Source organism: Klebsiella sp. JB_Kp004, assembly GCF_040065795.1.
Classification (GTDB): Bacteria; Pseudomonadota; Gammaproteobacteria; order Enterobacterales; family Enterobacteriaceae; genus Klebsiella; species Klebsiella quasipneumoniae.
The window spans coordinates 36,602-61,573 of record NZ_JBEAKW010000002.1 but is presented as its reverse complement, the minus strand read 5'-3'; the positions used below and the strand labels follow the sequence as shown (position 1 = coordinate 61,573).

20 protein-coding genes are annotated in these 24,972 nt (G+C 60.3%); 11 read left to right on the top strand and 9 right to left on the bottom strand.

Annotated features, from left to right (window positions below):
- Window positions 1-48: 48 nt before the first annotated feature.
- Window positions 49-384, bottom strand: coding sequence for a universal stress protein UspB (gene uspB / locus ABLX76_RS02380; protein ID WP_002921203.1), 336 nt, complete (start codon window positions 382-384; stop codon window positions 49-51).
- Window positions 385-766: 382 nt separating this feature from the next.
- Between uspB and uspA the strand changes: the two genes are divergently transcribed.
- Window positions 767-1,204: a universal stress protein UspA gene (gene uspA / locus ABLX76_RS02375; RefSeq protein WP_004145166.1), complete on the top strand. Its 438-nt coding sequence runs from the start codon at window positions 767-769 to the stop codon at window positions 1,202-1,204.
- Between the two features lie 255 nt (window positions 1,205-1,459).
- The gene (gene dtpB / locus ABLX76_RS02370; RefSeq protein ID WP_336581079.1) at window positions 1,460-2,935 is read left to right on the top strand and encodes a dipeptide/tripeptide permease DtpB; all 1,476 of its coding nucleotides are present in this window, start codon (window positions 1,460-1,462) and stop codon (window positions 2,933-2,935) included.
- Window positions 2,936-3,074: 139 nt separating this feature from the next.
- Here the strand turns inward: dtpB and rsmJ are convergent, their stop codons facing one another.
- The 3 genes from rsmJ to ABLX76_RS02355 all read right to left on the bottom strand — a co-directional run bounded on the left by rsmJ (window position 3,075) and on the right by ABLX76_RS02355 (window position 7,331).
- A complete protein-coding gene (gene rsmJ / locus ABLX76_RS02365; protein WP_032429010.1) occupies window positions 3,075-3,827 on the bottom strand; it encodes a 16S rRNA (guanine(1516)-N(2))-methyltransferase RsmJ in 753 nt (250 codons plus the stop codon).
- A gap of 7 nt (window positions 3,828-3,834) precedes the next feature.
- Window positions 3,835-5,877, bottom strand: a complete 2,043-nt coding sequence (gene prlC / locus ABLX76_RS02360; RefSeq protein WP_023291276.1) for an oligopeptidase A — start codon at window positions 5,875-5,877, stop codon at window positions 3,835-3,837.
- Window positions 5,878-6,059: 182 nt separating this feature from the next.
- Window positions 6,060-7,331, bottom strand: a complete 1,272-nt coding sequence (locus ABLX76_RS02355; protein ID WP_065882859.1) for a phosphatase PAP2 family protein — start codon at window positions 7,329-7,331, stop codon at window positions 6,060-6,062.
- Window positions 7,332-7,524: 193 nt separating this feature from the next.
- Between ABLX76_RS02355 and ABLX76_RS02350 the strand changes: the two genes are divergently transcribed.
- Both ABLX76_RS02350 and gorA read left to right on the top strand, forming a co-directional pair.
- Window positions 7,525-8,367, top strand: coding sequence for a 23S rRNA (adenine(2030)-N(6))-methyltransferase RlmJ (locus tag ABLX76_RS02350; RefSeq protein WP_004204945.1), 843 nt, complete (start codon window positions 7,525-7,527; stop codon window positions 8,365-8,367).
- Between the two features lie 72 nt (window positions 8,368-8,439).
- On the top strand, window positions 8,440-9,792 hold the full coding sequence (gene gorA / locus ABLX76_RS02345; protein ID WP_032454297.1) for a glutathione-disulfide reductase: 1,353 nt from the start codon (window positions 8,440-8,442) through the stop codon (window positions 9,790-9,792).
- 32 nt (window positions 9,793-9,824) lie between these two features.
- On the opposite strand, the gene ABLX76_RS02340 is transcribed toward gorA, so the two are convergent.
- Together ABLX76_RS02340 and ABLX76_RS02335 are read right to left on the bottom strand one after the other, a co-directional pair.
- Window positions 9,825-10,916 carry a serine hydrolase domain-containing protein gene (locus tag ABLX76_RS02340; protein WP_064158034.1) on the bottom strand — a complete coding sequence of 364 codons (1,092 nt, stop codon included), beginning with the start codon at window positions 10,914-10,916 and terminating at the stop codon, window positions 9,825-9,827.
- Window positions 10,917-11,111: 195 nt separating this feature from the next.
- Window positions 11,112-11,735 carry a glutathione S-transferase gene (locus tag ABLX76_RS02335; protein ID WP_218810532.1) on the bottom strand — a complete coding sequence of 208 codons (624 nt, stop codon included), beginning with the start codon at window positions 11,733-11,735 and terminating at the stop codon, window positions 11,112-11,114.
- A gap of 126 nt (window positions 11,736-11,861) precedes the next feature.
- Between ABLX76_RS02335 and ABLX76_RS02330 the strand changes: the two genes are divergently transcribed.
- The 3 genes from ABLX76_RS02330 to ABLX76_RS02320 all read left to right on the top strand — a co-directional run bounded on the left by ABLX76_RS02330 (window position 11,862) and on the right by ABLX76_RS02320 (window position 15,501).
- Window positions 11,862-13,010, top strand: coding sequence for an iron-containing alcohol dehydrogenase (locus ABLX76_RS02330; protein ID WP_348873904.1), 1,149 nt, complete (start codon window positions 11,862-11,864; stop codon window positions 13,008-13,010).
- A gap of 238 nt (window positions 13,011-13,248) precedes the next feature.
- Window positions 13,249-14,901 carry an alpha,alpha-trehalase gene (locus ABLX76_RS02325; RefSeq protein WP_023291282.1) on the top strand — a complete coding sequence of 551 codons (1,653 nt, stop codon included), beginning with the start codon at window positions 13,249-13,251 and terminating at the stop codon, window positions 14,899-14,901.
- 66 nt (window positions 14,902-14,967) lie between these two features.
- The gene (locus ABLX76_RS02320; protein ID WP_086076077.1) at window positions 14,968-15,501 is read left to right on the top strand and encodes a GNAT family protein; all 534 of its coding nucleotides are present in this window, start codon (window positions 14,968-14,970) and stop codon (window positions 15,499-15,501) included.
- A 34-nt stretch (window positions 15,502-15,535) separates the two neighbouring features.
- Here the strand turns inward: ABLX76_RS02320 and ABLX76_RS02315 are convergent, their stop codons facing one another.
- The gene (locus ABLX76_RS02315; protein ID WP_243805928.1) at window positions 15,536-16,294 is read right to left on the bottom strand and encodes an SDR family oxidoreductase; all 759 of its coding nucleotides are present in this window, start codon (window positions 16,292-16,294) and stop codon (window positions 15,536-15,538) included.
- Window positions 16,295-16,413: 119 nt separating this feature from the next.
- Between ABLX76_RS02315 and ABLX76_RS02310 the strand changes: the two genes are divergently transcribed.
- The 3 genes from ABLX76_RS02310 (at window position 16,414) to ABLX76_RS02300 (ending at window position 20,045) form a co-directional block, all read left to right on the top strand.
- On the top strand, window positions 16,414-17,313 hold the full coding sequence (locus tag ABLX76_RS02310; RefSeq protein ID WP_243805930.1) for a LysR family transcriptional regulator: 900 nt from the start codon (window positions 16,414-16,416) through the stop codon (window positions 17,311-17,313).
- Window positions 17,314-17,419: 106 nt separating this feature from the next.
- The gene (yhjD, locus tag ABLX76_RS02305; RefSeq protein WP_023291286.1) at window positions 17,420-18,451 is read left to right on the top strand and encodes an inner membrane protein YhjD; all 1,032 of its coding nucleotides are present in this window, start codon (window positions 17,420-17,422) and stop codon (window positions 18,449-18,451) included.
- Window positions 18,452-18,722: 271 nt separating this feature from the next.
- Window positions 18,723-20,045: an MFS transporter gene (locus ABLX76_RS02300; RefSeq protein ID WP_017900001.1), complete on the top strand. Its 1,323-nt coding sequence runs from the start codon at window positions 18,723-18,725 to the stop codon at window positions 20,043-20,045.
- A 37-nt stretch (window positions 20,046-20,082) separates the two neighbouring features.
- Here ABLX76_RS02300 and ABLX76_RS02295 read toward each other — a convergent pair whose 3' ends face one another.
- Entirely contained in the window at window positions 20,083-22,134 is a 2,052-nt protein-coding gene (locus ABLX76_RS02295) for an AsmA family protein (RefSeq protein WP_117136574.1), read from the bottom strand.
- 194 nt (window positions 22,135-22,328) lie between these two features.
- Between ABLX76_RS02295 and ABLX76_RS02290 the strand changes: the two genes are divergently transcribed.
- Window positions 22,329-23,258, top strand: a complete 930-nt coding sequence (locus ABLX76_RS02290) for a sugar kinase (RefSeq protein WP_060589817.1) — start codon at window positions 22,329-22,331, stop codon at window positions 23,256-23,258.
- Between the two features lie 54 nt (window positions 23,259-23,312).
- On the opposite strand, the gene ABLX76_RS02285 is transcribed toward ABLX76_RS02290, so the two are convergent.
- Complete coding sequence (locus ABLX76_RS02285) at window positions 23,313-24,815, bottom strand: pitrilysin family protein (RefSeq protein ID WP_023291289.1); 1,503 nt, start codon at window positions 24,813-24,815, stop codon at window positions 23,313-23,315.
- Window positions 24,816-24,972: the final 157 nt, after the last annotated feature.

Genomic DNA, 24,972 nt, shown 5'->3' with positions numbered 1-24,972 from the left:
TCAAAACGGGCCAGCTTGCTGGCCCGTTTTTTTATCCCGAAGATGCCGTCAGTGCCAGATCATCAACGCAATCAGGCTCACCACCACCAGGCCGCACAGGGCGCTGGTCAGAATAAACTGGCGACGAACACGTTCGCAGCGACGAATAAATTCATCGTCATGATGGTCACGGTAGCGCTGGGCATAGATATACCACACCAGGCGCATCTGTTTGCTGGGCTGCCCGTGCGAGGTAAAAAAGCCGCCGCCATCGACGTACTGATAGAGCAAGGGATCGCAACCACGTAGCACAACCAATAATGCACGCAACGATGAGAAGTAGCGTGCCATATTCACCACACAAACGACACACAGGGCCCAAAACAGCGCAATAGTGCTGATCATACCTCCTCCCCGGCGACCCGCCCACGGAGAAACCCTCCGCGGCTACCGCTCCCCAAATAACCGACGACAATACCGTAAAGAGTGCGATTCCGATCACATTTATTTTTCCGACCGGCTCATTAAATAGTGTAGGAGATCCATTAATTTTTTTACCACAAGGTTATTCGTTATCAATACGTAAGACGGATAAATTTGTTTAACTTTTAGGTGAACCCAGTGCATTGACGGAGTGCGGGGGGCGCTATAAGGTAAGAAATATCTTCTACAATGAAGTCCTTAAAGGCTACCCTCCCGCGAATGTAGCACGCAGGACGCGGGCGAAACGGCAGCGCCAGCTGTCAGGTCCAATGGTCATCGACAAACTTATGGAAGGAGTAACACTATGGCTTACAAACATATTCTGATTGCAGTAGACCTGTCCCCGGAGAGTAAAGTACTGGTTGAAAAAGCCGTTTCTATGGCCCGCCCGTATAACGCGAAAGTCTCCCTGATCCACGTGGATGTGAATTACTCCGACCTCTACACCGGGCTGATTGACGTGAACCTCGGCGACATGCAAAAACGCATCTCCGAAGAGACCCATCACGCGCTGACCGAGCTCTCGACCAACGCCGGCTACCCGATCACCGAGACCCTGAGCGGCAGCGGCGACCTGGGCCAGGTGCTGGTCGATGCGATTAAAAAATATGATATGGACCTGGTGGTCTGCGGCCACCATCAGGACTTCTGGAGCAAGCTGATGTCCTCTGCCCGTCAGCTGATCAACACCGTCCATGTCGACATGCTGATTGTCCCGCTACGCGACGAAGAAGACGAATAACCGTCCCGTTGTGTCATGCCAGACGCCCGCCGCTGCGGGCGTTTTTATTTTCGCTTCCGCCTCGCCAGACAATAGAGCTTAACTCCATAAAAAAGCCATTCAATTAGTGTGATCAACCAGTTATTCACTAAAACATCTATATAATAATCTATTCAATAAGCCAATAACCGCAGCATGGCGAGTTATCAGACATTTTCGGCGCGTTCTGGCATACGCGTTCATACTTTTTGGGAAAGTAATACAAGGCGAAGGAATATGAATACAACTGCACCTACGGGCTTGCTGCAGCAACCTCGTCCGTTCTTTATGATCTTCTTTGTGGAGCTCTGGGAACGTTTTGGCTATTACGGCGTTCAGGGGATCCTGGCGGTCTTCTTTGTGAAACAGTTGGGCTTCTCTCAGGAACAGGCCTTTATCACCTTCGGCGCCTTCGCGGCGCTGGTTTACGGGCTGATCTCCATCGGCGGCTACGTGGGCGACCATCTGCTGGGGACCAAACGCACGCTGGTGCTCGGCGCGATTGTGCTGGCCATCGGCTACTTTATGACCGGGATGTCGCTGCTGAAACCGCAGCTGATCTTTATCGCCCTCGGCACCATCGCCGTCGGCAACGGTTTGTTTAAAGCCAACCCGGCGAGCCTGCTGTCAAAATGCTATCCGCCGAAGGATGCCCGTCTCGACGGGGCGTTTACCCTGTTTTATATGTCGATAAACATCGGTTCGCTGCTGTCGCTGTCGCTGGCGCCGGTGATCGCGGAAAAGTTTGGCTACGCGGTGACCTATAACCTGTGCGGCGCGGGGCTGATTATCGCGCTGCTGGTCTACCTCGCCTGCCGCGGGATGGTGAAAGAGATTGGTTCCGAGCCCGATCATCGCCCCCTCTGCCTGCGCAATCTGGCGCTGGTGCTGGCCGGTACGGTGGTGATGATTTTTCTCTGCGCCTGGCTGATGCATAACGTGATGATCGCCAACCTGGTGCTGATTGTCCTGTCGGTCGTGGTCATTGCATTCTTTTTCCGCGAGGCGTTTCGCCTTGATAAAACCGGGCGCAACAAAATGTTCGTCGCCTTTATCCTGATGATCGAGGCGGTGCTGTTTTACATTCTCTACGCCCAGATGCCGACCTCGCTGAACTTCTTCGCCATCAATAACGTCCATCATCAGATCCTGGGTTTTACCATCAACCCGGTCAGTTTCCAGGCCCTGAACCCCTTCTGGGTGGTGGTGGCCAGCCCGGTGCTGGCGGCGATCTACACCCATCTCGGCCACAAGGGTAAAGACCTGACCATGCCGGTGAAATTTACCCTCGGGATGTTCCTCTGCGCGCTGGGCTTCCTTACCGCCGCGGCCGCCGGGATGTGGTTCGCCGACGCCCAGGGATTAACCTCGCCGTGGTTTATTGTGCTGGTTTATCTGTTCCAGAGCCTGGGCGAGTTGCTGATCAGCGCCCTGGGGCTGGCGATGGTCGCCGCGCTGGTGCCGCAGCATCTGATGGGCTTTATTCTGGGGATGTGGTTCCTGACCCAGGCCGCCGCGTTCCTGCTCGGCGGCTATGTGGCGACCTTCACCGCGGTGCCGGAAAATATCACCGACCCGCTGCAGACGCTGCCCGTTTACACCAGCGTGTTCAGTAAAATTGGCCTGGTGACCCTGGGGGTCACGGTAGTGATGGCGCTGATGGTGCCGTGGCTGAACCGGATGATTAATACCCCGGGGGAAGCTGAGCGGTAGAGATGATCGTCGGTTTACGCCTTTCTCAGCCCGGCATGCGGGAATGATATCCATCTGATATATAAATGATTATGTAGGCCGGGTAAGGCGTAGCCGCCACCCGGCAACATGACGGCGCGATACCTGATAGATTGCAAATTTACGCCGGCGTGCCGGCGTAAATATCAAACCGATGCCCTTTGGTCACCACCGCGTTCGGCGTGGCGACTTCCGCCAGCGGCGGCGCGTAATCCGGGCGCTTCACCACCACCCGTTTGGTCGCCAGCTGGCGCGCCGGGGCCAGCAGGCCATCGGCGTCTAAATCGGGCCCCACCAGCGACTGAAAGACGCGCATCTCTTTCTTCACCAGCGCGCTTTTCTGCTTATGCGGGAACATCGGGTCGAGGTAGACCACCTGCGGACGCGGGGTAATATCGGTCAGCGCCGTCAGGCTGGAGGCGTGGATCAGCTGCAGCCGCTCCTGCAGCCAGCCGCCGATTTCCGCATCGGCATAGCCGCGGGCCAGGCCATCGTCGAGCAGCGCGGCGACCACCGGATTACGCTCCAGCATCCGCACGCGACAGCCGACCGACGCCAGCACAAAGGCGTCACGCCCCAATCCGGCGGTGGCATCGACGACATCCGGCAGATAATCGCCTTTAATACCGACCGCTTTGGCCACCGCTTCACCGCGGCCGCCGCCAAACTTGCGTCGGTGGGCCATCGCCCCGCCGACGAAATCGACGAAGATACCGCCGAGTTTGGGCTCATCGCGCTTACGCAGCTCCAGATGCTCAGCGGTCAGCACCAGCGCCATCAGGTTATCGTCATCCTGCTCCAGCCCCCAGCGGGCGGCTAAAACAGATAAGGCGCCGTCTCCGGCGCCCGTTTCATCAATTAAGCAGATCTTCACCGCAGACTTAACCCTTGATCCCGTAATGCTCCAGCATCGCATCCAGCTGCGGCTCGCGCCCGCGGAAGCGTTTGAACAGCACCATCGGCTCTTCAGAACCGCCGCGACTCAGGATGTTATCGAGGAACGACTGACCGGTTTCACGGTTGAAGATCCCCTCTTCTTCGAAGCGTGAGAAGGCGTCTGCCGCCAGCACGTCAGCCCACAGGTAGCTGTAGTAACCCGCCGCGTAACCGCCGGCGAAGATATGGCTGAAGGCGTGCGGGAAGCGGCCCCAGGTTGGGCCCGGCACCACGGCGACCTGCTTTTTAATCTCCGCGAGGGTCTCAAGGATTTTCGCCCCCTGCTCCGGCTTGTACTCCGCGTGCAGGCGGAAATCGAACAGGCCGAACTCCAGCTGGCGCAGAATAAACATCGCCGCCTGGTAGTTTTTCGCCGCCAGCATTTTCTCCAGCAGCGCCTGCGGCAGCGGTTCACCGGTTTCATAATGACCGGAGATAAAGGCCAGCGCTTCCGGCTCCCAGCACCAGTTTTCCATAAACTGGCTCGGCAGCTCGACCGCGTCCCACGGCACCCCGCTGATGCCGGAAACCCCGGCGGTATCGATGCGGGTCAGCATGTGGTGCAGACCGTGGCCAAACTCGTGGAACAGGGTGATCACTTCGTCGTGGGTGAACAGCGCCGGTTTGCCGTTGACCGGACGGTTGAAGTTACAGGTCAGGTAGGCGACTGGCTTCTGCAGGGAACCATCCAGCTTACGCATCTGGCCGACGCAGTCGTCCATCCACGCCCCGCCGCGCTTGTGCTCGCGGGCATACAGGTCGAGATAGAAGCTGCCGCGCAGCTCGTTGTGTTCGTCATACAGCTCGAAGAAGCGCACTTCCGGATGCCACACGTCGACATCGGTACGCTCTTTGGCGGTAATGCCGTAAATGCGCTTCACCACTTCGAACAGACCGTTAACGGCTTTGTTTTCCGGGAAATAGGGGCGCAGCTGCTCATCGCTGATGCTGTAGAGATGCTGTTTCTGTTTTTCGCTGTAGTAAGCGATGTCCCACGGCTGCAGCTCTTCGACGCCGAACTCGGCTTTAGCGAAAGCGCGCAGCTGGGCCAGCTCTTTTTCGCCCTGCGGACGGGCGCGTTTTGCCAGGTCGGTGAGGAAGTCGAGCACCTGCTGCGGATCCTCCGCCATTTTGGTGGCGAGGGATTTAAAGGCGTAGCTGTCAAAGCCCAGCAGCTGCGCCAGCTCGTGGCGCAGGGCGAGGATCTCCGCCATCACCGGGCTGTTATCCCATTTACCGGCGTTTGGCCCCTGGTCGGAGGCGCGCGTGGAGTAGGCGCGGTACATCTCTTCGCGCAGCGCCTGGTTGTCGCAGTAGGTCATCACCGGCAGGTAGCTCGGGATATCCAGGGTCAGCAGATACCCTTCCTGCTCTTTGGCCTGGGCCTGCGCCTGAGCGGCGGCCAGCGCGCTTTCCGGCATACCGGCCAGATCGGCGACGTCGGTCACCAGCTTGTTCCAGCCCATGGTGGCGTCAAGGACGTTGTTGCTGTACTGGTTGCCCAGCTCAGAGAGGCGCGCGGCGATTTCACCGTAGCGTTTCTGCGCCTCCGGCGGCAGGCCAATACCGGATAATTCGAAATCGCGCAGCGCGTTATCCACCGCTTTTTTCTGCGCGGTATTCAGCGTGGCGTAGTTATCGCCATCGCGCAGATCGCGGTAGGCTTTATACAGCCCTTCATGCTGGCCGACCCAGGTGCTGTACTCGGAGAGCAGCGGCAGCGTCTGTTCGTAGGCCTCACGCAGTTCCGGGCTGTTTTTTACCGAATTGAGATGGCTGACAGGCGAGAAGATGCGTCCCAGCACATCGTCCACTTCCGCCAGCGGCTGGCAAAGATTTTCCCAGCTATACGGCGCGCCGTGCGCCACTGCGCTTTCCACCGCGGCCCGGCAATCCTCCAGCGCTTTGGTGACCGCTGGGACCACGTGCTCTGGTTTGATCGCAGAAAAAGGCGGCAGGGAAAAAGGCGTCAGTAATGGATTGGTCATATGCGCTGTCCTGTTGAAAAGGGTGAGTGAAGCGCGCGTCCGGCGCTTATGCATGAGATCTAGAATGGGGGATAGTTGGGGGAATTTCAATGACGGGCGGTGCGTCAGCCTGGGTATTGCTGCGATAAGTCCGCCCGTTGCCGGAAAAGCGCGACACGCGGCGCAGCGTGTCGGAAACCGCATTAATGCCTTTTTTGCGCCATCTCCCAGGCCGCCGACAGATTCAGCCGCTGCCAGAACTGCTGTTCGGGGGTGGCGCCGGACAGCGGGTAGCCCGCCGGCAGCGCGGTGTTGACCATCAGCGCCAGGCGCTGGGCCGCAGACAGCTGCGGCAGGGCAGCCTCCAGCAGCACTTCCGCCCCCTCCGGCGCCTGCAGGCGCGGCTGCGGCCCCTTCTGCCGCGGCAGGTCGTAGGTCATGGCGAAACGAGTGAAATCACGCATCGCCGGATCGCGCCAGGGATCGTCTTTCACGCTGCTCTTCGCGCACTCGGCAAGCGACGTACCGCAGGCTTTCGCCAGCACGGCGCGCAGCTGATCGCGGGCTTCGTTAAATAATACCCGGTAGCGCGGATCGTTAAGATAATGGGCCACGTTGCGCTCGGCCACCATCCGCGAGCCGATCACGTCCAGCGGATAGTGGACGCCCAGCACAATGCGCGAGTAGCCATAGCGGGCGCCGCGCGCCACCAGCGCGTCGTAGCGCTCCGGGATCATCGCCGCCAGCAGCAACGCATCGGTATAGCCAGTGTTGGTGTGGCCGCTGGGGAACGAGCCGCCGTCGGCGGTATAGGGCTGGTTATCCTTCACCACCACGTCGTCCGGCACCAGGTGAATGGTGTTGCCCTGGACCAGGAACGGCCGCGGATTGTGGAAGTGCTTTTTCGCCTCGCCGGTGCTGACTTCCGAGGCTTTGATCAGCGCCGCCGCTTTCCCCAGCGCGCCCTGGTCATAGGCGGTCAGAAACGCGTTGCCCAGACGAGGCCCCAGCGCGTCGCTGAGGAAATAGAGGTAGCTAATCCCTTGCGCATCGGCCAGCGCCTGACGGCGGGTGGTCTGCACGGCGTCGCGGTTGATGGCGGTCACCGTCGCCAGATTCTGCTTCACGACGGTCTCCGGCAGACTGCTGAACGCCGACAATAGCGCAATATCCGCCTGCTGGTTTGCCCGGGTCTGGAAGTCGTAGCCGCTGGCCTTCAGCCAGGCGGTATCGGCCTGGGTTTTGTTTTGTTTCGTGTGCGCCAACCGATCGCGGGTCAGCGTCGCGGCATCCCCTTGCAGCGCGTGGCGCAACTGCGCCAGCGCCTGTTGCTCAAGATCGTCATACGCCTGGCTGGAGGCAGCCGGCGTCACGCTATTGGCGAGGGCCGCCGCCCTGTTCAGCGGGATGTCTTTAGCCAGAACCGGTTGCGCCAGCAGCAGCGCAACGGCCAGCAGCGAGAGTTGCTTTTTCATTATTTTTCCTTTTATTCAAACAATTACCTTGCCTGTATCCGACGCTAGCGCGCCCGTTTGACGCTTTTATGACAGCGTTATGTTTTGCAATGCTTTTGGCAGAAATGAAACAGCGCGGCGGCGCAGCGGTAATCTCGGCCGATCTGCGGTAAACTATCGGTTAACTTGTTTATTTCCCGGAATCTCTGCATCCATGCTCAGTTATCGCCACAGCTTTCACGCAGGCAACCACGCCGACGTCCTCAAACACACCGTTCAGAGCCTGATCATTGAAGCGCTGAAAGAGAAAGAAAAACCGTTTCTCTACCTGGACACCCACGCCGGCGCGGGCCGCTATCAGCTGAGCGGCGAGCACGCCGAGCGTACCGGCGAGTATCTCGAAGGCATCGCCCGCATCTGGCAGCAAGACGACCTGCCGGCAGAGCTTGAGCCCTATATTTCGGTGGTCGAACACTTCAACCGTAACGGCCAGCTGCGCTACTACCCGGGTTCTCCGCTGATCGCCCGCCAGCTGCTGCGCGAGCAGGACAGCCTGCAGATGACCGAGCTGCACCCGAGCGACTTCCCGCTGCTGCGCGCCGAGTTTCAGAAAGACAGCCGCGCGCGCGTCGATAAAGCCGATGGCTACCAGCAGCTGAAAGCCAAACTGCCGCCGGTCTCGCGCCGCGGTCTGATTCTGATCGACCCGCCGTACGAAATTAAAACCGACTATCAGGCGGTGGTGACCGGAATTAACGAAGGCTACAAACGCTTCGCCACCGGCACCTACGCGCTGTGGTACCCGGTGGTGCTGCGCGCGCAGATCAAACGCATGATCAAAGACTTAGAAGCCACTGGCATTCGCAAGATTCTGCAGATTGAGCTGGCGGTACGTCCTGACAGCGACCAGCGCGGCATGACCGCCTCCGGGATGATCGTCATCAACCCGCCGTGGAAGCTGGAGCAGCAGATGAACAATGTGCTGCCGTGGCTGCACAGCAAGCTGGTGCCGGCCGGTACCGGTCACACGACCGTCAGCTGGATCGTGCCGGAGTAATCGCAACCATCGGTGGAACCTTTTACGCCTCGCGTTACAATCGCGGCAATCAACGATTAAGGACATATGGGCATGAGCAAACATTATGATTACCTCGCCATCGGCGGCGGTAGCGGCGGTATCGCCTCGATTAACCGTGCGGCCATGTACGGCCAGAAGTGCGCGCTGATTGAAGCCAAAGCGCTGGGCGGCACCTGCGTCAACGTCGGCTGCGTGCCGAAAAAAGTGATGTGGCATGCGGCGCAGATCCGCGAAGCGATTCATCTTTACGGCCCGGACTACGGTTTCGATACCACCATCAACCATTTCGACTGGGAGAAGCTGGTCGCCAGCCGCAGCGCCTATATCGACCGCATTCATACCTCCTACGACAACGTGCTGGGTAAGAACAACGTCGACGTGATCAAAGGCTTTGCGCGCTTTGTCGATGCCCACACCGTGGAAGTGAACGGCGAGACCATTACGGCCGATCATATCCTGATCGCCACCGGCGGCCGTCCGAGCCACCCGACCATTCCGGGCGTGGAATACGGTATTGATTCCGACGGTTTCTTCGAACTGCCGGCGCTGCCGAAGCGCGTGGCGGTGGTCGGCGCGGGCTACATCGCCGTTGAGCTGGCGGGGGTGATTAACGGCCTCGGCGCTGAGACCCACCTGTTCGTGCGCAAGCACGCGCCGCTGCGCAGCTTCGATCCGCTGATCGTCGAAACGCTGGTGGAAGTGATGAACGCCGAAGGTCCGCAGCTGCATACCAACGCCATCCCGAAAGCGGTGGTGAAGCATGCCGACGGCAGCCTGACCCTTGAGCTGGAAGATGGCCGCAGCCAGACCGTTGACTGCCTGATCTGGGCGATTGGCCGCGAACCGGCGACCGATAACTTCAACCTGGCGGCTACCGGCGTGAAAACTGACGATAAAGGCTACATCGTCGTCGATAAGTTCCAGAACACCAGCGTGCCGGGCATCTACGCCGTGGGCGATAACACCGGTGCCGTTGAGCTGACCCCGGTGGCCGTGGCCGCAGGCCGTCGTCTCTCCGAACGCCTGTTTAACAACAAACCGGAAGAGCATCTGGACTACAACAACATTCCGACCGTGGTCTTCAGCCACCCGCCTATCGGCACCGTCGGCTTAACCGAGCCGCAGGCGCGCGAGCAGTATGGCGACGACGCCGTGAAGGTCTACAAATCCTCCTTCACCGCGATGTACACCGCCGTCACCTCGCACCGCCAGCCGTGCCGCATGAAGCTGGTGTGCGTCGGCCCGGAAGAGAAGATTGTCGGTATCCATGGCATCGGCTTCGGAATGGATGAGATGCTGCAGGGCTTTGCGGTGGCGTTGAAGATGGGCGCCACCAAAAAAGACTTCGACAACACCGTCGCCATTCACCCAACGGCGGCAGAAGAGTTTGTCACCATGCGCTAAGGCGCGCAGCCCCGTCTCCGGACGGGGCTTTTTTATTGCGCCGCCAGGTGACGCAGGATCTGGTGGCCGATATAGTTGCTCCAGTTAAAGCTGTTTTGCAGCACCACCACCGCATTCTGATTCGCTTTATCAAAACCGATATAGCTCGAATAGCCGCCGATGTACCCCACCTGATAGGTTAATTGCTGCTCGCCGAACGTGTCTGTTACCCAGGCGATATTCGCCGCTTCAATCCGTCGCGGATAATAGTCGACGCTAACGTCGCGGAACGCCTGGTCCAGCGCCGCCTGACCGGTGGGCGCGAAGTGGGCGCGGGCATAGTGAATCAGATCCCCGGCGTCGCTGTACAAACTCGCCGCGCCGACCATGTTATGACGGAACTGCCAGTCCGGCGTCAGCGCGCCGCGGGGTTTAAACTTCGGCTGATCGCCAGCATGGCCCAGCGCCCGCCACGGATAATCACGCAGCGTTTGCGGCAGGAAGCTGGTGTTCCCCATCGCCAGCGGGCGGAAGATCATCCGCGAGGCCAGCGTCTCAATCGATTCGCCAGTCTGGTACTGGAGAAGATAGCCGAGGATCGCGTAGCCGAGGTTGGAGTAACTCGGCGCCGGTTCCGCCGGGGCCTGGAAATTCTGCAGATAACTCAGTACGCCATCGGCATCGAGCTCATGGTAGAAGTTCTCGCCATCGTTGAGATAGGCCAGCAGGTGCTCAAGCGACAGCATATTCATCGGTTGCCGCGGCAGCCCTGAGGTATGCGTCACCAGCTGCAGCAAGGTTATCTTACGGGCATCCTCACTCAGCGCGGTACCCGGCGGCAGCAGGGTCTGCAGCGTGTCGTGCCAGTGGAAACGGCCCTCGTTCACCAGCATCGTGACCACTTCGGCGGTAACCCCTTTGCTCAGCGAGCCGAGGGCAAACAGCGTATGCGGGGTTATCGGGTAGCGATGTTGGTCATCAGTCACGCCGAAGCAGTGAAACTCCGCCGGGCCGTTATGATGAATAATTGCCACCACCATGCCGCTGACCTGCTTCTCGCGCATGTAATGCCTGACATAATCATCGACGGAAAGCCGCTGACCGTTGCGCCCTGTCAGACTGGTTTCATTGCTGGGCGGGCTCATTTGCGACAGCGTGCCGGAACAGCCTGAAATCAACAGTAATGCCAGTAGCACAAGGCCTAACCGTTTTTTCAAACTGCACCTGCCTGCCACACGTTATTTGGGATGGGATAAAAAATAGACGCGGGATCGTAGCGGCATTACCCCGCCAGTGCAAAGCGAATACGCTGAAAAATCGATAAGGCCCTGGCCCGTTCGCTACGCCACGCCGTTATTTCCATGGCGCATAAACGCCGGGCGCTGATTGAGCGCCATATACCAGCGCTCCACGGCCGGCATTTCCGGATGGGCAAAGGGCGTCATCTTCCAGCGATGCACCGACAGGCCCAGCACAATATCAGCCAGGGTGAAGTGCTCGCCGGCGACCCACGCCCCGGTCCGCTGCAGCTGCGCTTCGACAATGCGCACGCAGTGGGTCCAGGCGGCAATGCTCTCTTTAATCGCCGCCGGATCCTGAAAGCGGGGATCTTTACGCACCAGCCCCATAAAAGCATGGCGCCAGGCATTATTGAACTCGGTCGCCTGCCAGTCCATCCAGTGCTCCACCTCGGCGGCGGGCTGCGGCTCGGCGGGCAGCAGATCCCAGCGCTCCGCTTTTCGCGCCAGATAGCGGCAGATACTGTTCGACTCCCAGAGCACAAAGTCATCGTCCAGCAGCACCGGCACCAGGCTGTTAGGATTCAGGCGCTGAAAATCGGGGGTGTCCAGGGGCTTAAACCCGCTGCCGTAATCCTCCTGCTGGTACGCCAGCCCGATCTCCTCGCAGGTCCACAGCACTTTCCGTACATTGATTGAAGAGCGTTTGCCCAGAATTGTTAGCATCGTCAGCGATTCCTCAGCCATAAAAGAGAGTTCATTCACTCTACTCTATTGCCAGCCAGCAACAAGGCAGAGCGCTGGATAATGTGTATAGTTGATTCCAGCCTGTTTGCCGAAAAGGAACCCGACATGTTGACCCCTTTTACCGTTTTGATGCCTGCAAATATTCGTTTTGGCCGCGGTCAGGCCCAGAGCGCCGCCCCCTGGCTGGCGCAGCAGGGCGGTCCTGTTCTGCTGGTGCATGGCGCCAGCCCGCAGCGGGCGGCATTTCTCCGCCATCAGCTGGAGGCGCTGCAGCTGGCGGTCACGACGCTGGCGATAAGCCGCGAACCCTGGCTTATCGATATTGAGCAGGGCGTCCAGCTGGCGCGCGAGAAAGGGATCAGGGCGGTGGTCAGCCTCGGCGGCGGCGCGGTGATTGACGCCGGTAAGGCGATTGCGGCGCTGGCGCCCGCCACCGGCCCGCTGGTCGACTATCTGGAAGTCGTGGGAACCGGCCGTCAGCTGGAAGCCAGCCCGCTGCCGTTCGTGGCGATCCCCACCACCGCGGGCACAGGCGCGGAAGTCACTAAAAACGCGGTGATCAACGTCGTGGAACAGCAGCGGAAAGTGAGCCTGCGCGACGACCGGATGCTGCCTGACCTGGCTATTGTCGACCCGGCGCTAACCGACAACGCGCCGCGCAGCATCACCCTGAGCTCCGGCCTCGACGCCCTGACCCAGGTGATCGAGCCCTGGCTCTGCAGCCGGGCCATCCCTTTCACCGACGCCCTCTGTCAGCAGGCGATCCCGCGCGGCATCCGCGCGCTGAAGGTTCTGATGGAAAAAGAGTGCCCGGCCAGCCGCGACGAGATGGCCTGGGTCAGCCTGTGCGGCGGAGTGGCGCTGGCGAACGCCGGGCTGGGGGTGATCCACGGCCTCGCCGGCCCGCTGGGCGGCCTGAGCCGCGCCTCGCACGGCGCCTTATGCGGCAGCCTGCTGCCGTTTGGGCTGGCGCTGAATGAGTCGCAGATAAACGACCCCGCCCTGCGCCAGCGCTTCAACGACGTTCGCCGCTGGTTGGCCGACGGGCTGGAGGTCCCGGCGGATCGGGTCTGGGACAGCCTGCGGGAATGGAGCCATCGCGCCGGTCTCGGCACCCTGCGCGACCTCGGCGTGGCGCGCGACGCCCTGGAGCCGGCGGCGCTGGCCGCCAGCACCTCCTCGTCGATGAAGGCTAATCCGGTCAGCCTGAGCAGCGAACAGCTGCTGGAGATGCTGGAGGCGGCGTGGGAGTGAGCGCGCCGGGATAAAATTTTGTTGCATAATGAATGCTCCGAATTTTATCTTCACCTAATCGCGAACTTATTATTATTTATCAAGGTGTTAATTAGAAATCACCGCGTCCCCTGCCGGCGGAAAAGCGTGATCTAACGCACAGTTTACTTCACACTCACCGAAGCGACTGTCTACGCTTAAAAGACAAGGCCGGGTACGCCCGGCCGCGAACTCACGCTATCCGGAGGTCCGTATCGCTATGTTCAGCCAGAAATTACGCCACGTTGAAGACGACGAGTTAAGGATCGACATCGATCCCTGCTACGAAGCCGATCCGTACGAATTAAAGCTGGATGAGATGATTGACGCTGAACCGGAGCCTGAGGTGATCGAGGGGCTTCCGGCCTCCGATGCCCTCACCCCGGCGGATCGCTATCTTGAGCTGTTTACCAACGTGCAAAAATCACGCATTTTTGCCGACAGCAAAACTTTTCCCGACTGCGCGCCGAAACACGACCCGCTGGACATCCTGCGGAATTACCGGAAGGTCAAACGCCAGCCCGATTTCGACCTGCGGCAGTTCGTTGAGGATAATTTCTGGCTGCCGGAGAGCCATACCGACGTCTACACCTCCGACCCCAGCCTGACGCTGAAAGAGCATATCGATAAACTATGGCCGGTGTTGACCCGCGAGCCTCAGGATCATATCCCCTGGTCATCGCTGCTGGCGCTGCCGCAGGCCTATATCGTGCCCGGCGGTCGCTTTAGCGAAACCTATTACTGGGACTCTTATTTCACCATGCTGGGGCTGGCGGAGAGCGGCCGGGAAGATCTGCTGAAATGCATGGCCGATAACTTCGCCTGGCTGATTGAAACCTACGGTCACATTCCGAACGGCAACCGCACCTACTACCTCAGCCGCTCGCAGCCCCCGGTGTTCGCCCTGATGGTCGAACTCTTTGAAGAGGACGGCGTGCGCGGCGCGAAGCGCTATCTGGATCATCTGAAGATGGAGCATGCCTTCTGGATGGACGGCGCCGAGTCACTGATCCCGCATCAGGCGTATCGGCACGTAGTGCGCATGCCGGATGGCTCCCTGCTCAATCGCTACTGGGACGACCGGGACACGCCGCGGGATGAATCGTGGCGCGAGGACGTGGAGACCGCCCGACACTCCGGACGGCCGGCTAATGAAGTCTACCGCGACCTGCGGGCGGGCGCCGCGTCCGGCTGGGACTACTCCAGCCGCTGGCTGCGGGATATCACGCGACTGGCCAGTATCCGCACCACGCAGTTTATCCCCATCGACCTGAACGCCTTCCTGTTCAAGCTGGAGACGACCATCGCCAACCTCTCCGGCCTGAAGGGCGATCGCGAGACGGAAGCGGCCTTCCGCCAGAAGGCTCAGGATCGGCGGGCGGCGGTTAACCGCTATCTGTGGGACGATGAGAACGGCTGTTTTCGCGATTATGACTGGCGCCGCGAACAGCTGGCGCTGTTTTCCGCCGCCAGCATTGTCACCCTTTACGTCGGCCTGGCGACCCACGAACAGGCGGAACGCCTTGCCGATGCGGTGCGGGCCCGCCTGCTCACCCCCGGCGGGATCATGGCCACCGAATACGAGAGCGGCGAGCAGTGGGATAAACCCAACGGCTGGGCGCCGCTGCAGTGGATGGCGGTGCAGGGATTTAAACGCTACGGCCAGGATCCGCTGGGCGATGAGATCGCCTGGAGCTGGCTGCAGACGGTCAACCACTTCTACAAGCAGCACCACAAACTGATTGAGAAATACCATATCGCCACCGGCGTTCCGCATGAGGGCGGCGGCGGGGAGTATCCCCTGCAGGATGGCTTCGGCTGGACCAACGGCGTCGTGCGCCGGCTGATTGGCCTCTACGGCGAGCCAACCTAGTCGGGCTGTTCCCCGCGGCCTTCTCCTGCTATGTTCAGAGGATTCGCCCTGCCCGGAATGACGCTTATGCCTGAACTTCTGACGCCGCGCCTGCGCTGCTCACCGCTGCAGCTGGACGACTGGTCGTTTTTTCTTTCCCTGCAGCAGGATCCGCAGGTCATGCTTTACGTGGCCGACCCCAGGCCGCAGGCGGCCATCCGCGAGGCGTTCGATTCGCGGCTGCCGCCGTGGACGCCCGGGGATGAACACTGGCTGTGCCTGGTGGTGCGCGACAGGCTGACCCATACCCCGCTCGGCCTCACCGGTTACCAACATCATCAGCGCGACATTGCCGAGGTCGGCTTTCTCTTCGCCCCGGCGGCGCAGGGTCGTGGCTACGGCTACGAATCGCTGCGCGCGCTGTGCGACTACGCCTTCACCACCGGCGGCGTCCGCCGCCTGACCGCCAGCGTCACCGCCGGCAACGAGGCGTCCAGGCAGTTACTGCTCAAAGCCGGCTTCCGGCTGGAGGGGGAGCTGCGGGAGAACTACTGGCTCAACGGGCGCTGGCACAACGACTGGCTGTTCGGTCGGCTGCGCGCGGAGGGCGATGCGCCCTAGCGCACCGCCGCTCACGGTCTGACGACAGCGGGGTTCAGAGGAACATCCCTCCCGAGACTTCCACGCGCTGCGCGTTCATCCACGCCAGCTCATCGCTGAGCAGGGCGGCGATGGCGTCGCCGATATCATCCGGCAGCCCGACGCGCCCCAGCGCGGTCTGGGCGGCGATATGCCGATTCACCTCGGCGTTATCGCGCACCACCCCGCCGCCAAAGTCGGTCTCAATGGCCCCCGGCGCGATGATGTTCACCGATATCCCCCGTCCACCCAGCTCTTTCGCCTGATAGCGGGTCAGAACCTCCATCGCCCCCTTCATCGCGGCGTAGGCCGCATAGCCCGGCAGGGCAAAGCGCGCCAGGCCGCTGGAAACGTTGAGGATGCGCCCCCCGTCCTGCAGGAGGGGCAGCAGCCGCTGGGTCAGGAAAAACGGGCCTTTGAACTGAATGTTCATAAGCTCGTCAAACTGCGCTTCGCTGGTCTCGGCGAAGGGGACGTTGAGGCCGATCCCGGCGTTGTTCAGTAAATAATCAAAGGTGGTGCGTCCCCACTTCTGCACCAGCACCTGCGTCACCTCGCTGGCGAAAGCATCGAATGTTGAAGGATCGCCGACGTTCAGCGCCAATGCTGCCGCCTTCACCCCTTTTTGCTCAATCTCCGCCACCACCTCAAGCGCCGCCTGGCGGTTGCTGTGATAGGTCAGAAGAATGTCGGTTCCCTTCGCCGCCAGCTTCAACGCGGCGTTTTTACCCAGACCGCGGCTGCCGCCGGTCACTAAAGCGATACGTTGTGTCATCAGAAGACCCCTTTCAGGTTGCGTTGTGATTGTGTTCCAGCTTATTAACTGCCAGTGAAACAATAAATACGCTACATTACGTTTTACTGTTTCATTCACAACAACAATAGGCCATCGGCATGGATAAAATTCATGCAATGCAGTTATTCATTCGCATAGCGGATCTGGAGAGTTTCTCCCGCGCCGCCGAGACCCTGGCGCTGCCGAAAGGCAGCGTCTCGCGGCAGATTCAGGCTCTGGAAAGCCATCTTGGCGTGCGCCTCCTGCACCGCACCACCCGCCGGGTTCAGCTCACCCAGGATGGAATGGTCTACTACGAGCGGGCGAAGGATCTGCTGAGCAACCTCGACGAACTGGACGGTATGTTCCAGCACGATCCGGCGAGCATCAGCGGCCGGCTGCGGGTGGATATGCCGGTCGGTTTTGCCAAAAAGCTGGTGATCCCGCACCTGCCGGCTTTTTTGCAGCAGTATCCGGGCATCGAACTGGAGCTGAGCAGCAGCGACCGGCTGGTGGACGTGATCCGCGAGGGGTTTGACTGCGTGGTGCGCGTCGGCGCGCTCAAAGACTCCGGGCTTATCGCCCGCCCGCTGGGCAAGCTGACGCAAATTAACTGCGCCAGCCCGGACTACCTGACCCGTTTTGGCTACCCGCAATCCCTGGAGGATCTGGCGGATCATGCCCTGATCCACTACGCCAGCACCCTCGGGGTCCGTCCTTCCGGCTTCGAGGTGGTGATCGACGGCGCCGTGCGCTGGGTAAAAAGCGGCGGCATATTGACGGTCAACAGCACGGAAACCTATCAGGCGGCCTGTATCGCCGGGCTGGGAATTATTCAGGTGCCACGCACCGGCGTGCGCGAGGCGTTACGCGCCGGCGAACTGATTGAGATCCTGCCCCAGTACCGCGCTGAGCCGCTGCCGGTCTCGCTTATCTACCCGCACCGGCGCAATCTCTCCCGCCGCGTGCATCTGTTTATGGAGTGGCTGGGCGGGCTGATGAAAGATTACGTCGATTGATCCGCGCGGAGGGTGAACGAGGGGCGGGCAGATGCGTTCCTGCAGAATACGGCATTTAAGGTATACTTTTTGCTGAATCTCGCGGTAAAAAAGGAAGAAATCACGTATGACGCCGGAAAACGACGATCGACGCCCCCCACAGGAACCGGACACGCAGCCGGAGAAAAACAAAAGCCCCCTCGACGCTCTCAATGACACGGCCGTCGGGCAAAAAGCCAGCCAGGCGCTGAAGACCGTCACCGGAACGGCGGCCAAAGTGCAGCGCAACCCGGTAGTCGCCCACCTGATACGCGCCGCAGAGCGCTTCAACGACCGGCTGGGCAATCAGTTCGGCGCGGCCATCACCTACTTCTCGTTCCTGTCGATGATCCCGATCCTGATGGTCTCGTTTGCCGCCGCCGGCTTCGTGCTGGCCTGGCATCCGACCCTGCTGCAGGACATTTTCGACAAAATTCTGCAAAACGTCAGCGACCCGACGCTGGCGGCGACGCTGAAAAACACCATCAACACCGCGGTGCAGCAGCGCACCGCCGTCGGCCTCGTCGGCCTGCTGGTGGCGCTCTATTCCGGTATTAACTGGATGGGCAACCTGCGCGAAGCGATCCGCGCTCAGTCGCGCGACGTCTGGGAGCGCCGGCCGCAGGACGAGGAGAAAATCTGGATAAAATACTTCCGCGATCTTATCTCGCTGATCGGTCTGCTGGTGGCGCTGATTATTACGCTGTCGATCACCTCTGTCGCCGGTTCCGCCCAGCAGTTGATTATCTCCGCGCTGTATCTGGACAATATTGAATGGCTGAAACCCGCCTGGCGGCTGATCGGTCTCGCCATCTCGATTTTTGCCAACTATCTGCTCTTTTTCTGGATCTTCTGGCGGCTGCCGCGCCACCGTCCGCGGCGCAAAGCCCTGTTTCGCGGCACGCTTATCGCGGCGATTGGCTTTGAAATCATCAAAATCGTCATGACCTGGACGCTGCCGGCGCTGGTGAAATCCCCTTCCGGGGCGGCGTTCGGATCGGTGCTGGGGCTGATGGCCTTTTTCTATTTCTTTGCCCGCCTGACGCTGTTCTGCGCCGCGTGGATCGCCACCGCGGAGTATAAAGACGACCGGCGGATGCCGGGCAAAACCCACCGCTGAGGTATTGCGAGGATGAATAAAAGAGGCAAAATTCATCCTCGCGCTTGATTTCAGCAGATAAATCCAGGACGTAACTTTTATTTAACGAAAAACTGGTTTTATTCTCTATCTTTTTAATTGTGTGAAGCATTTCATAGAACTCTTTTTTCTGGCGTAAAAATTATCCGCTTTTTGCCTCTTTTTTGCTCATTTTCCGCGTTTGTTACAGATTGAAATGTCCCGATGGCTGTGGCTATATGGCTTTTCGTTCGCGCAAAAATAAGAAAGATCTATGCAAGCCACAGCCACCACACTCGAAAACACGCAGGAAACCGCCCCGGTCAACTCACGCAATAAAGTCGTTGTCGCCTCGCTCATTGGCACCGCCATTGAGTTTTTCGACTTCTACATCTATGCCACTGCCGCGGTCATCGTCTTCCCGCATATCTTCTTCCCGCAGGGCGATGCCGCCGCGGCCACCCTGCAGTCGCTGGCCACCTTCGCCATCGCCTTCGTCGCCCGGCCAATCGGCTCCGCGCTGTTTGGCCACTTCGGCGATCGCGTCGGCCGGAAGGTCACCCTGGTGGCCTCGCTGTTAACCATGGGGATCTCCACTGTGGTAATCGGCCTGCTGCCCGGCTATGAAAGCATTGGCATTGTCGCGCCGATGCTGCTGGCGCTGGCGCGCTTCGGTCAGGGACTTGGCCTCGGAGGGGAATGGGGCGGCGCAGCGCTGCTGGCAACGGAAAACGCCCCGGCGCGCAAGCGCGCCCTGTATGGCTCCTTCCCGCAGCTGGGCGCGCCGATCGGCTTCTTCTTCGCCAACGGCACCTTCCTGCTGCTCTCCTGGCTGTTAACCGATCAGCAGTTTATGGAGTGGGGCTGGCGCGTGCCGTTTATCTTCTCCGCGGTGCTGGTGATCATCGGTCTGTATGTTCGCGTTTCGCTGCATGAGACCCCGGTCTTCGCCAAAGTGGCGGCGGCGAAAAAACAGGTCAAAATCCCGCTGGGTACCCTGTTGACCAAACACGTCCGCGTGACGGTGCTGGGCACCTTCATCATGCTGGCAACCTATACCCTGTTCTACATCATGACCGTCTACTCGATGACCTTCAGCACCGGCGCGGCGCCGAATGGCCTGGGCCTGCCGCGTAACGAAGTGCTGTGGATGCTGATGATGGCGGTGATTGGCTTTGGCGTGATGGTGCCGATCGCCGGCCTGCTGGCGGACGCCTTTGGTCGTCGTAAGAGCATGATTATCATCACCACGATGATTATTTTGTTCGCCCTGTTCGCCTTTAAACCGCTGCTGGGTTCCGGTAACCCGCTGCTGGTCTTTGCCTTCCTGCTGCTGGGCTTAAGCCTGATGGGACTGACCTTTGGCCCGATGGGCGCGCTGCTGCCGGAGCTGTTCCCGACGGAAGTGCGCTACACCGGGGCGTCGTTCTCCTATAACGTGTCGTCGATCCTCGGCGCCTCGGTCGCGCCGTACATTGCCGCCTGGCTGCAGGGCAACTATGGCCTCGCGGCGGTCGGCACCTATCTGGCGGCGATGGCGGCGCTGACGCTGATCGCCCTGCTGCTGACCCACGAGACCCGCCACCAGTCGTTGTGATCCTTCGCCCTGACGCCGCTGGCGTCAGGGCTCTCCCCTACTTTTTCATCTGCGACAATATGGTCCGGCACTGGTTGCTATCGCCCTCCGCCGGGGAGATCAGCGCCAGCAGCGCGGCAGCCGGCGTCACCAGAGTAGCCAGCGCCGCCGCTACCGCGCCGCGGACAATCAGCGGCCCGGCCTTCACCCCCGCCTGCGGCGATTTAAAGGTGCCGCGAACATACAGCGGGGAACGCAGAGTGATCACCCGAAAGCCTTTGCTTTCCGGATCGATGGTCAGGTCCAGCTGCTCGGAGGCGAAGCTGGCGGTCCCGGTCACATTGATCAGCGCGTTTTCCGTATCGAAGGCAAAAATCTGCGGCCGGGCGACGCCGTTGGTCACGTCGATATTGGCCGCCGCGCAGTTCACCCGAACCTCCTCATCGCCAAAAATCTGGCCGATCAGGTAGTTGCCGACGTTAAGGCCGAGAATTTCCATCAGGTTGCGACTGATCAGGCCGTCATTCATCAGCAGCTTCAGGTTGCCGTTGCTGTTGCCGAGCAGGGCCGCCACCGAGTTGCCGCTGCCGCGCAGCTGAACGTCGCCATTCATCTCGCCGAGGGTTTTCTGCATCATCTCGACGTTCGGCATCAGCGCCTTCAGCTTCAGTCGCCGCGCCTGCAGATTGGCCTCACCCTGCAGCGGCTTTTTATCGCCCTGCAGGTGCACGCTGCCGGCAATCGACCCGTTGGCCAGGCCAAAGCGCACCGGCTGCAGGCGCAGGTCGCCATCCTCCAGGATCACGTGGGTCGCCAGATCGCTGATCGGCAGCGTACCGCCGTGCTCAATTCTCCGGCCCTTAAAGCGCACATCGGCATCCATCACCTGCCATTTATCGGTTTCAAAGCGGTCCGCCGGCAGCACTTTACCCGCCGGCTGCGGCCGATCGCCCGCCTGGCGCGCAGCGCTTTTCTTCGTCCCTTTGCCGGAGTCGACGCCGATTAACGGCCCGAGATCCGCCAGCCGCAGCTGCTTCGACTCCATGTCGCCGCTGAGCTTCGGCCGCGGTTTGCCAGTGGTATAGGTCAGAGAGCCATGAATGTCGCTATCGCCGATCCGGCCGTTAAAATTCTGATAGTCAAAGCGCATGCTGTTTTTCTGCTTAAAGTCGGCGCGCAGACGGCCGTCGGTGGAGAACGACGGCGTCTCCGGCAACAGCACGCCGGTCAGGTCGTAGAGATCGCGCAGCGAATCGCCGGCGAATTTCAGCCGCAGGTCAATGCCGCCGACGTTGAGCGGATCGCTGACCGTGCCGCTGAACGCCACCCGCGTATTGCCGGAGCGGAAGTCGCCCTGCAGCGGGAAAGGCGTGCTTGCGCTGCGCAGAGCCAGCATGCCGCCGATTTTACCGTTGCCGGTGACCGGCTGGTCCTTATAGCGGCCCTTCAGCGACAGGCCAAAGACGTAGTCGCCTGGTTTCGCCGCGCTATGCCGATCCTTCGTGCCAGTGACTTCGCTGAACGGCAGCGGTTTGCCGAGGGGATCGACGAGGATGGTGATATCGCTGCGGGTGATCTTGTCATCAATGGCGATAGTCCCGCGATCGAAGAGAATGTTATCGAGGCGGAAAGACCAGCTGGAGGGGGCGCTGTCCCCCGAGGCACGCTGATCGCCAGCCAGCTGAAAGGTCCAGTTATTGTTGTCTTCCGCCAGGCGGATCAGCCGCACGTCGGGCTGTTCCAGCTTGATCCACGGCAGATACACCGTTTTGCTCAGCAGCGCCAGCGGGGCGAGGGTCGCCTCCACCCGCGGCAGGTGGATCATGGTCACCTGGGGAATGGCCGGCGGGTTGCCCAGCACGATATCTTCCGCGTGCACATGGGGCCACGGGATCCAGCTGCGCCAGCCGCGCTCCTCCGGCTGCCGCTCCCAGACCACGCCGAGATCGCCGCGGATGGCGAACGGGCGGTTCAGCTCGGCAGATACTTTCTGATTAATCGTCGGCTTCAGCCGGTTCCAGTCGAAGGTGGCCAACACGATAAAGAAGAGAACGATCAGCAACAGTATCGTTCCTGTGATGATAACCAACGTTTTACGGGTTCTGCTCATCCCTACTCCGCTCCTTTTGCATCACGTCAGTCCTGAATATAGTCAAAAAGCGGCGTTTCTCCTGGAAATGCGCTTTTCGTCACATTACGCGCGTCAGGTCAAAAAAATAATGGAACGATGTTTTAATATGATTGACCAGCAAAACAGCGCAGCGCACACTAGCGCTTATATCGATTCCATTGCAGGTTCTGGCTATGTCTAAAAAAATTGCCGTCATTGGCGAATGCATGATTGAGCTGTCAGAGAAGAACGGGGCCGTTAACCGCGGCTTTGGCGGCGATACCTTAAACACCTCGGTCTATATCGCGCGGCAGACGGATGCCAGCGCGCTGAGCGTCCACTACGTCACCGCGCTGGGAACCGATGCGTTCAGCCAGCAGATGCTCGACAGTTGGCAGCAGGAAAACGTCAACACCAGCCTGATCCAGCGGATGGCCGACCGCCTGCCGGGGCTGTATTACATTGAAACCGATGACGCCGGCGAGCGCACCTTCTACTACTGGCGCAACGAGGCGGCGGCAAAATTCTGGCTGGAGAACGATCGCGCGGCGGCGATTTGCGAAGAGCTGGCCACGTTCGACTATCTCTACCTGAGCGGCATCAGCCTCGCCATTCTCAGCCCGGCCAGTCGTGCCAGGCTGTTCACGCTGCTGCGTGAGTGCCGCGGCAACGGCGGCAAGGTGATCTTCGACAACAACTATCGCCCGCGCCTGTGGGCCAGCCAGGCGGAGACGCAGCAGGTCTATCAGGAGATGCTCGCCTGCACCGATATCGCGTTTCTGACCCTCGATGATGAAGACGCGCTGTGGGGGGAAAAACCGGTCGCCGAGGTGATCGCCCGCACCCACGCCGCCGGCGTGGAAGAGGTGGTGGTGAAGCGCGGAGCGGATGCCTGCCTGGTCTCGGTGAGCGGGCAACCGCTGCGGGAAGTGCCGGCCGTCAAACTGGCCAAAGAGAAAGTGGTGGATACCACCGCCGCCGGCGACTCCTTCAGCGCCGGCTATCTGGCCGTGCGCTTGACCGGCGGCGATGCTGAATCCGCCGCCAGACGCGGACATCTGACCGCCAGCACGGTGATCCAGTATCGCGGGGCGATCATCCCCCGGGAAGCAATGCCGCAATAATCCTCACCTGTAAGCGCTCTCCGGCCGCCGCTGGCGCGCCGGAGAGGCATCAGGTTACTGCCCCGACGGGATGTCGCTGGCCTCGCTGTGGGCGTCAACCGTATCGGCGCTGCCGCTGGTCGCTGCGGTCGCCGGACTCGGCGCCATCAGTTTTTCCCACGTGGCCTGCAGCTCCTTCATGTTGTATTCCGGTTCGCCTTTCGGCTGCTGCAACACCAGCGCCATATCCTGAGACAGTTGCTGACGCAGGTACTGGTTCAGCATGTCCACCGTCAGGGAGTTGAGGAACTCCTGACGCAGCTTCTGGTACTGCTCCGGCGCAATATCCACCACCTGATTTTGCAGGGAGCGCATGCGCTGGCTCATCAGAATGTCGGTATCGGTGCGCGCATAGGTGGCAAACAGCTTCTGCAGCTCGAGGCTTTTCTGAGCGATAAGCGCATCAAACTCCTCCTGCGGCAGGCCGTTGTCGCGCACTTTCGCCAGCTCGCGCGAGACCACGCTCAGGTTGTTATTCAGGCGCTCGCCCGGCGATTCGATATTGATGGCGCACTGCGCGCGCTGATAGAGCACCCGGCAGTCAAAACCAAGACCAATATCCTTGACGTTATTTTTGCTCAGGCTCTGCTGCACGTGCCAGAACAGCGCTTCGCGGGCGAGGTCGTCGCGCCAGTAGCGCTGCAGCGCCGCGGAGTCGCGGATCGGCTGCCAGGGGGCGTCCCACATGATGGACAGTTTGTCCTGGCGCACGGCGCTGGTCATGATGCTGACCGGCACGGTGGGCAGCGGCGATAAGGTCGGCACCGCCGCGGGCGTTTCCCGCTTGCCCTTCAGATCGCCAAAGGTTTTGCTGATTTGCTCAGCGACGCTACGGCTGTCGACGTTACCCACCACGATCAGCGTCATGGCGTCGGGGGTGTACCATTTTTGATAAAAGTCTTTCAGATGCGCCACGTCGATCGGCTGCTTCAGCGGCGCGGCGGGATCGTGGCCCAGCATGGTGGAGCCCTTGAGGCGATAGCGCCACCAGCCCTCTTTGGTATCCAGCGGCCAGGTCGCCACCATGTCGTTGCCCTGCAGCGCGTGATTGATCGATTCAGGCGTAATGGTCAGTTTACCGCTGGCGTCCGCCAGCCAGCTCAGCGCCTCTTTCAGCAGATCGTTGCGGTTATTCGGCAGGCTGAGATTAAACATCGTGTAATCGTAGGAGACGATGGCCGGCGGCAGAGGACGCTTCGGGTCAATACTCTGCTGCCACAGCGAGCGTGCCTGCATCGTCGGCAGGCTGCCGCTTTGCGTCAACGCCAGACGGGGAATAAAACGGCTGAAACCGCTCTGCTGAGTGCTTTCGCTCAGCGAGCCAATATTCACGGACAGACGGACTTCGATACGGTCGCTGGGACGCTGCGGCGTGGCCAGCACCTGCCACGACAACCCATTCGCTAAGGTCCCTTGTTGCCAGGCCGGATCAGGCTGGAGCGCTTCTGCCTGCACATAACCGGCCGCCGCTACCATCAGCAAACCGCCCGTTAAGAGTTTAATTGTTGTGCCCTGCATGTGAACCCCTGATGAACATTCCTGGTTACAACAGCATCCCACTGACGGGCTGCCGAAAAAAGTGAGAGTGAAATACGTCGGTTAGACCACACGGAGACGAAAATGTCGCATGACAACGTAAAATAATCATTTCGTGTCATTCCCGCCGGGCGGAAAT

Bases quoted from the DNA above. Each gene is read 5' to 3' on its own strand.
- uspB (WP_002921203.1), bottom strand. From the start codon at position 384: ATGATCAGCACTATTGCGCTGTTTTGGGCCCTGTGTGTCGTTTGTGTG.
- ABLX76_RS02310 (WP_243805930.1), top strand. From the start codon at position 16,414: ATGGATAAAATTCATGCAATGCAGTTATTCATTCGCATAGCGGATCTG.
- ABLX76_RS02350 (WP_004204945.1), top strand. From the start codon at position 7,525: ATGCTCAGTTATCGCCACAGCTTTCACGCAGGCAACCACGCCGACGTC.
- dtpB (WP_336581079.1), top strand. From the start codon at position 1,460: ATGAATACAACTGCACCTACGGGCTTGCTGCAGCAACCTCGTCCGTTC.
- ABLX76_RS02355 (WP_065882859.1), bottom strand. From the start codon at position 7,331: ATGAAAAAGCAACTCTCGCTGCTGGCCGTTGCGCTGCTGCTGGCGCAA.
- ABLX76_RS02315 (WP_243805928.1), bottom strand. From the start codon at position 16,294: ATGACACAACGTATCGCTTTAGTGACCGGCGGCAGCCGCGGTCTGGGT.
- ABLX76_RS02295 (WP_117136574.1), bottom strand. From the start codon at position 22,134: ATGAGCAGAACCCGTAAAACGTTGGTTATCATCACAGGAACGATACTG.
- ABLX76_RS02335 (WP_218810532.1), bottom strand. From the start codon at position 11,735: ATGCTAACAATTCTGGGCAAACGCTCTTCAATCAATGTACGGAAAGTG.
- ABLX76_RS02285 (WP_023291289.1), bottom strand. From the start codon at position 24,815: ATGCAGGGCACAACAATTAAACTCTTAACGGGCGGTTTGCTGATGGTA.
- ABLX76_RS02290 (WP_060589817.1), top strand. From the start codon at position 22,329: ATGTCTAAAAAAATTGCCGTCATTGGCGAATGCATGATTGAGCTGTCA.
- ABLX76_RS02330 (WP_348873904.1), top strand. From the start codon at position 11,862: ATGTTGACCCCTTTTACCGTTTTGATGCCTGCAAATATTCGTTTTGGC.
- prlC (WP_023291276.1), bottom strand. From the start codon at position 5,877: ATGACCAATCCATTACTGACGCCTTTTTCCCTGCCGCCTTTTTCTGCG.
- uspA (WP_004145166.1), top strand. From the start codon at position 767: ATGGCTTACAAACATATTCTGATTGCAGTAGACCTGTCCCCGGAGAGT.
- yhjD (WP_023291286.1), top strand. From the start codon at position 17,420: ATGACGCCGGAAAACGACGATCGACGCCCCCCACAGGAACCGGACACG.
- ABLX76_RS02340 (WP_064158034.1), bottom strand. From the start codon at position 10,916: ATGAGCCCGCCCAGCAATGAAACCAGTCTGACAGGGCGCAACGGTCAG.
- ABLX76_RS02300 (WP_017900001.1), top strand. From the start codon at position 18,723: ATGCAAGCCACAGCCACCACACTCGAAAACACGCAGGAAACCGCCCCG.
- ABLX76_RS02325 (WP_023291282.1), top strand. From the start codon at position 13,249: ATGTTCAGCCAGAAATTACGCCACGTTGAAGACGACGAGTTAAGGATC.
- ABLX76_RS02320 (WP_086076077.1), top strand. From the start codon at position 14,968: ATGCCTGAACTTCTGACGCCGCGCCTGCGCTGCTCACCGCTGCAGCTG.
- gorA (WP_032454297.1), top strand. From the start codon at position 8,440: ATGAGCAAACATTATGATTACCTCGCCATCGGCGGCGGTAGCGGCGGT.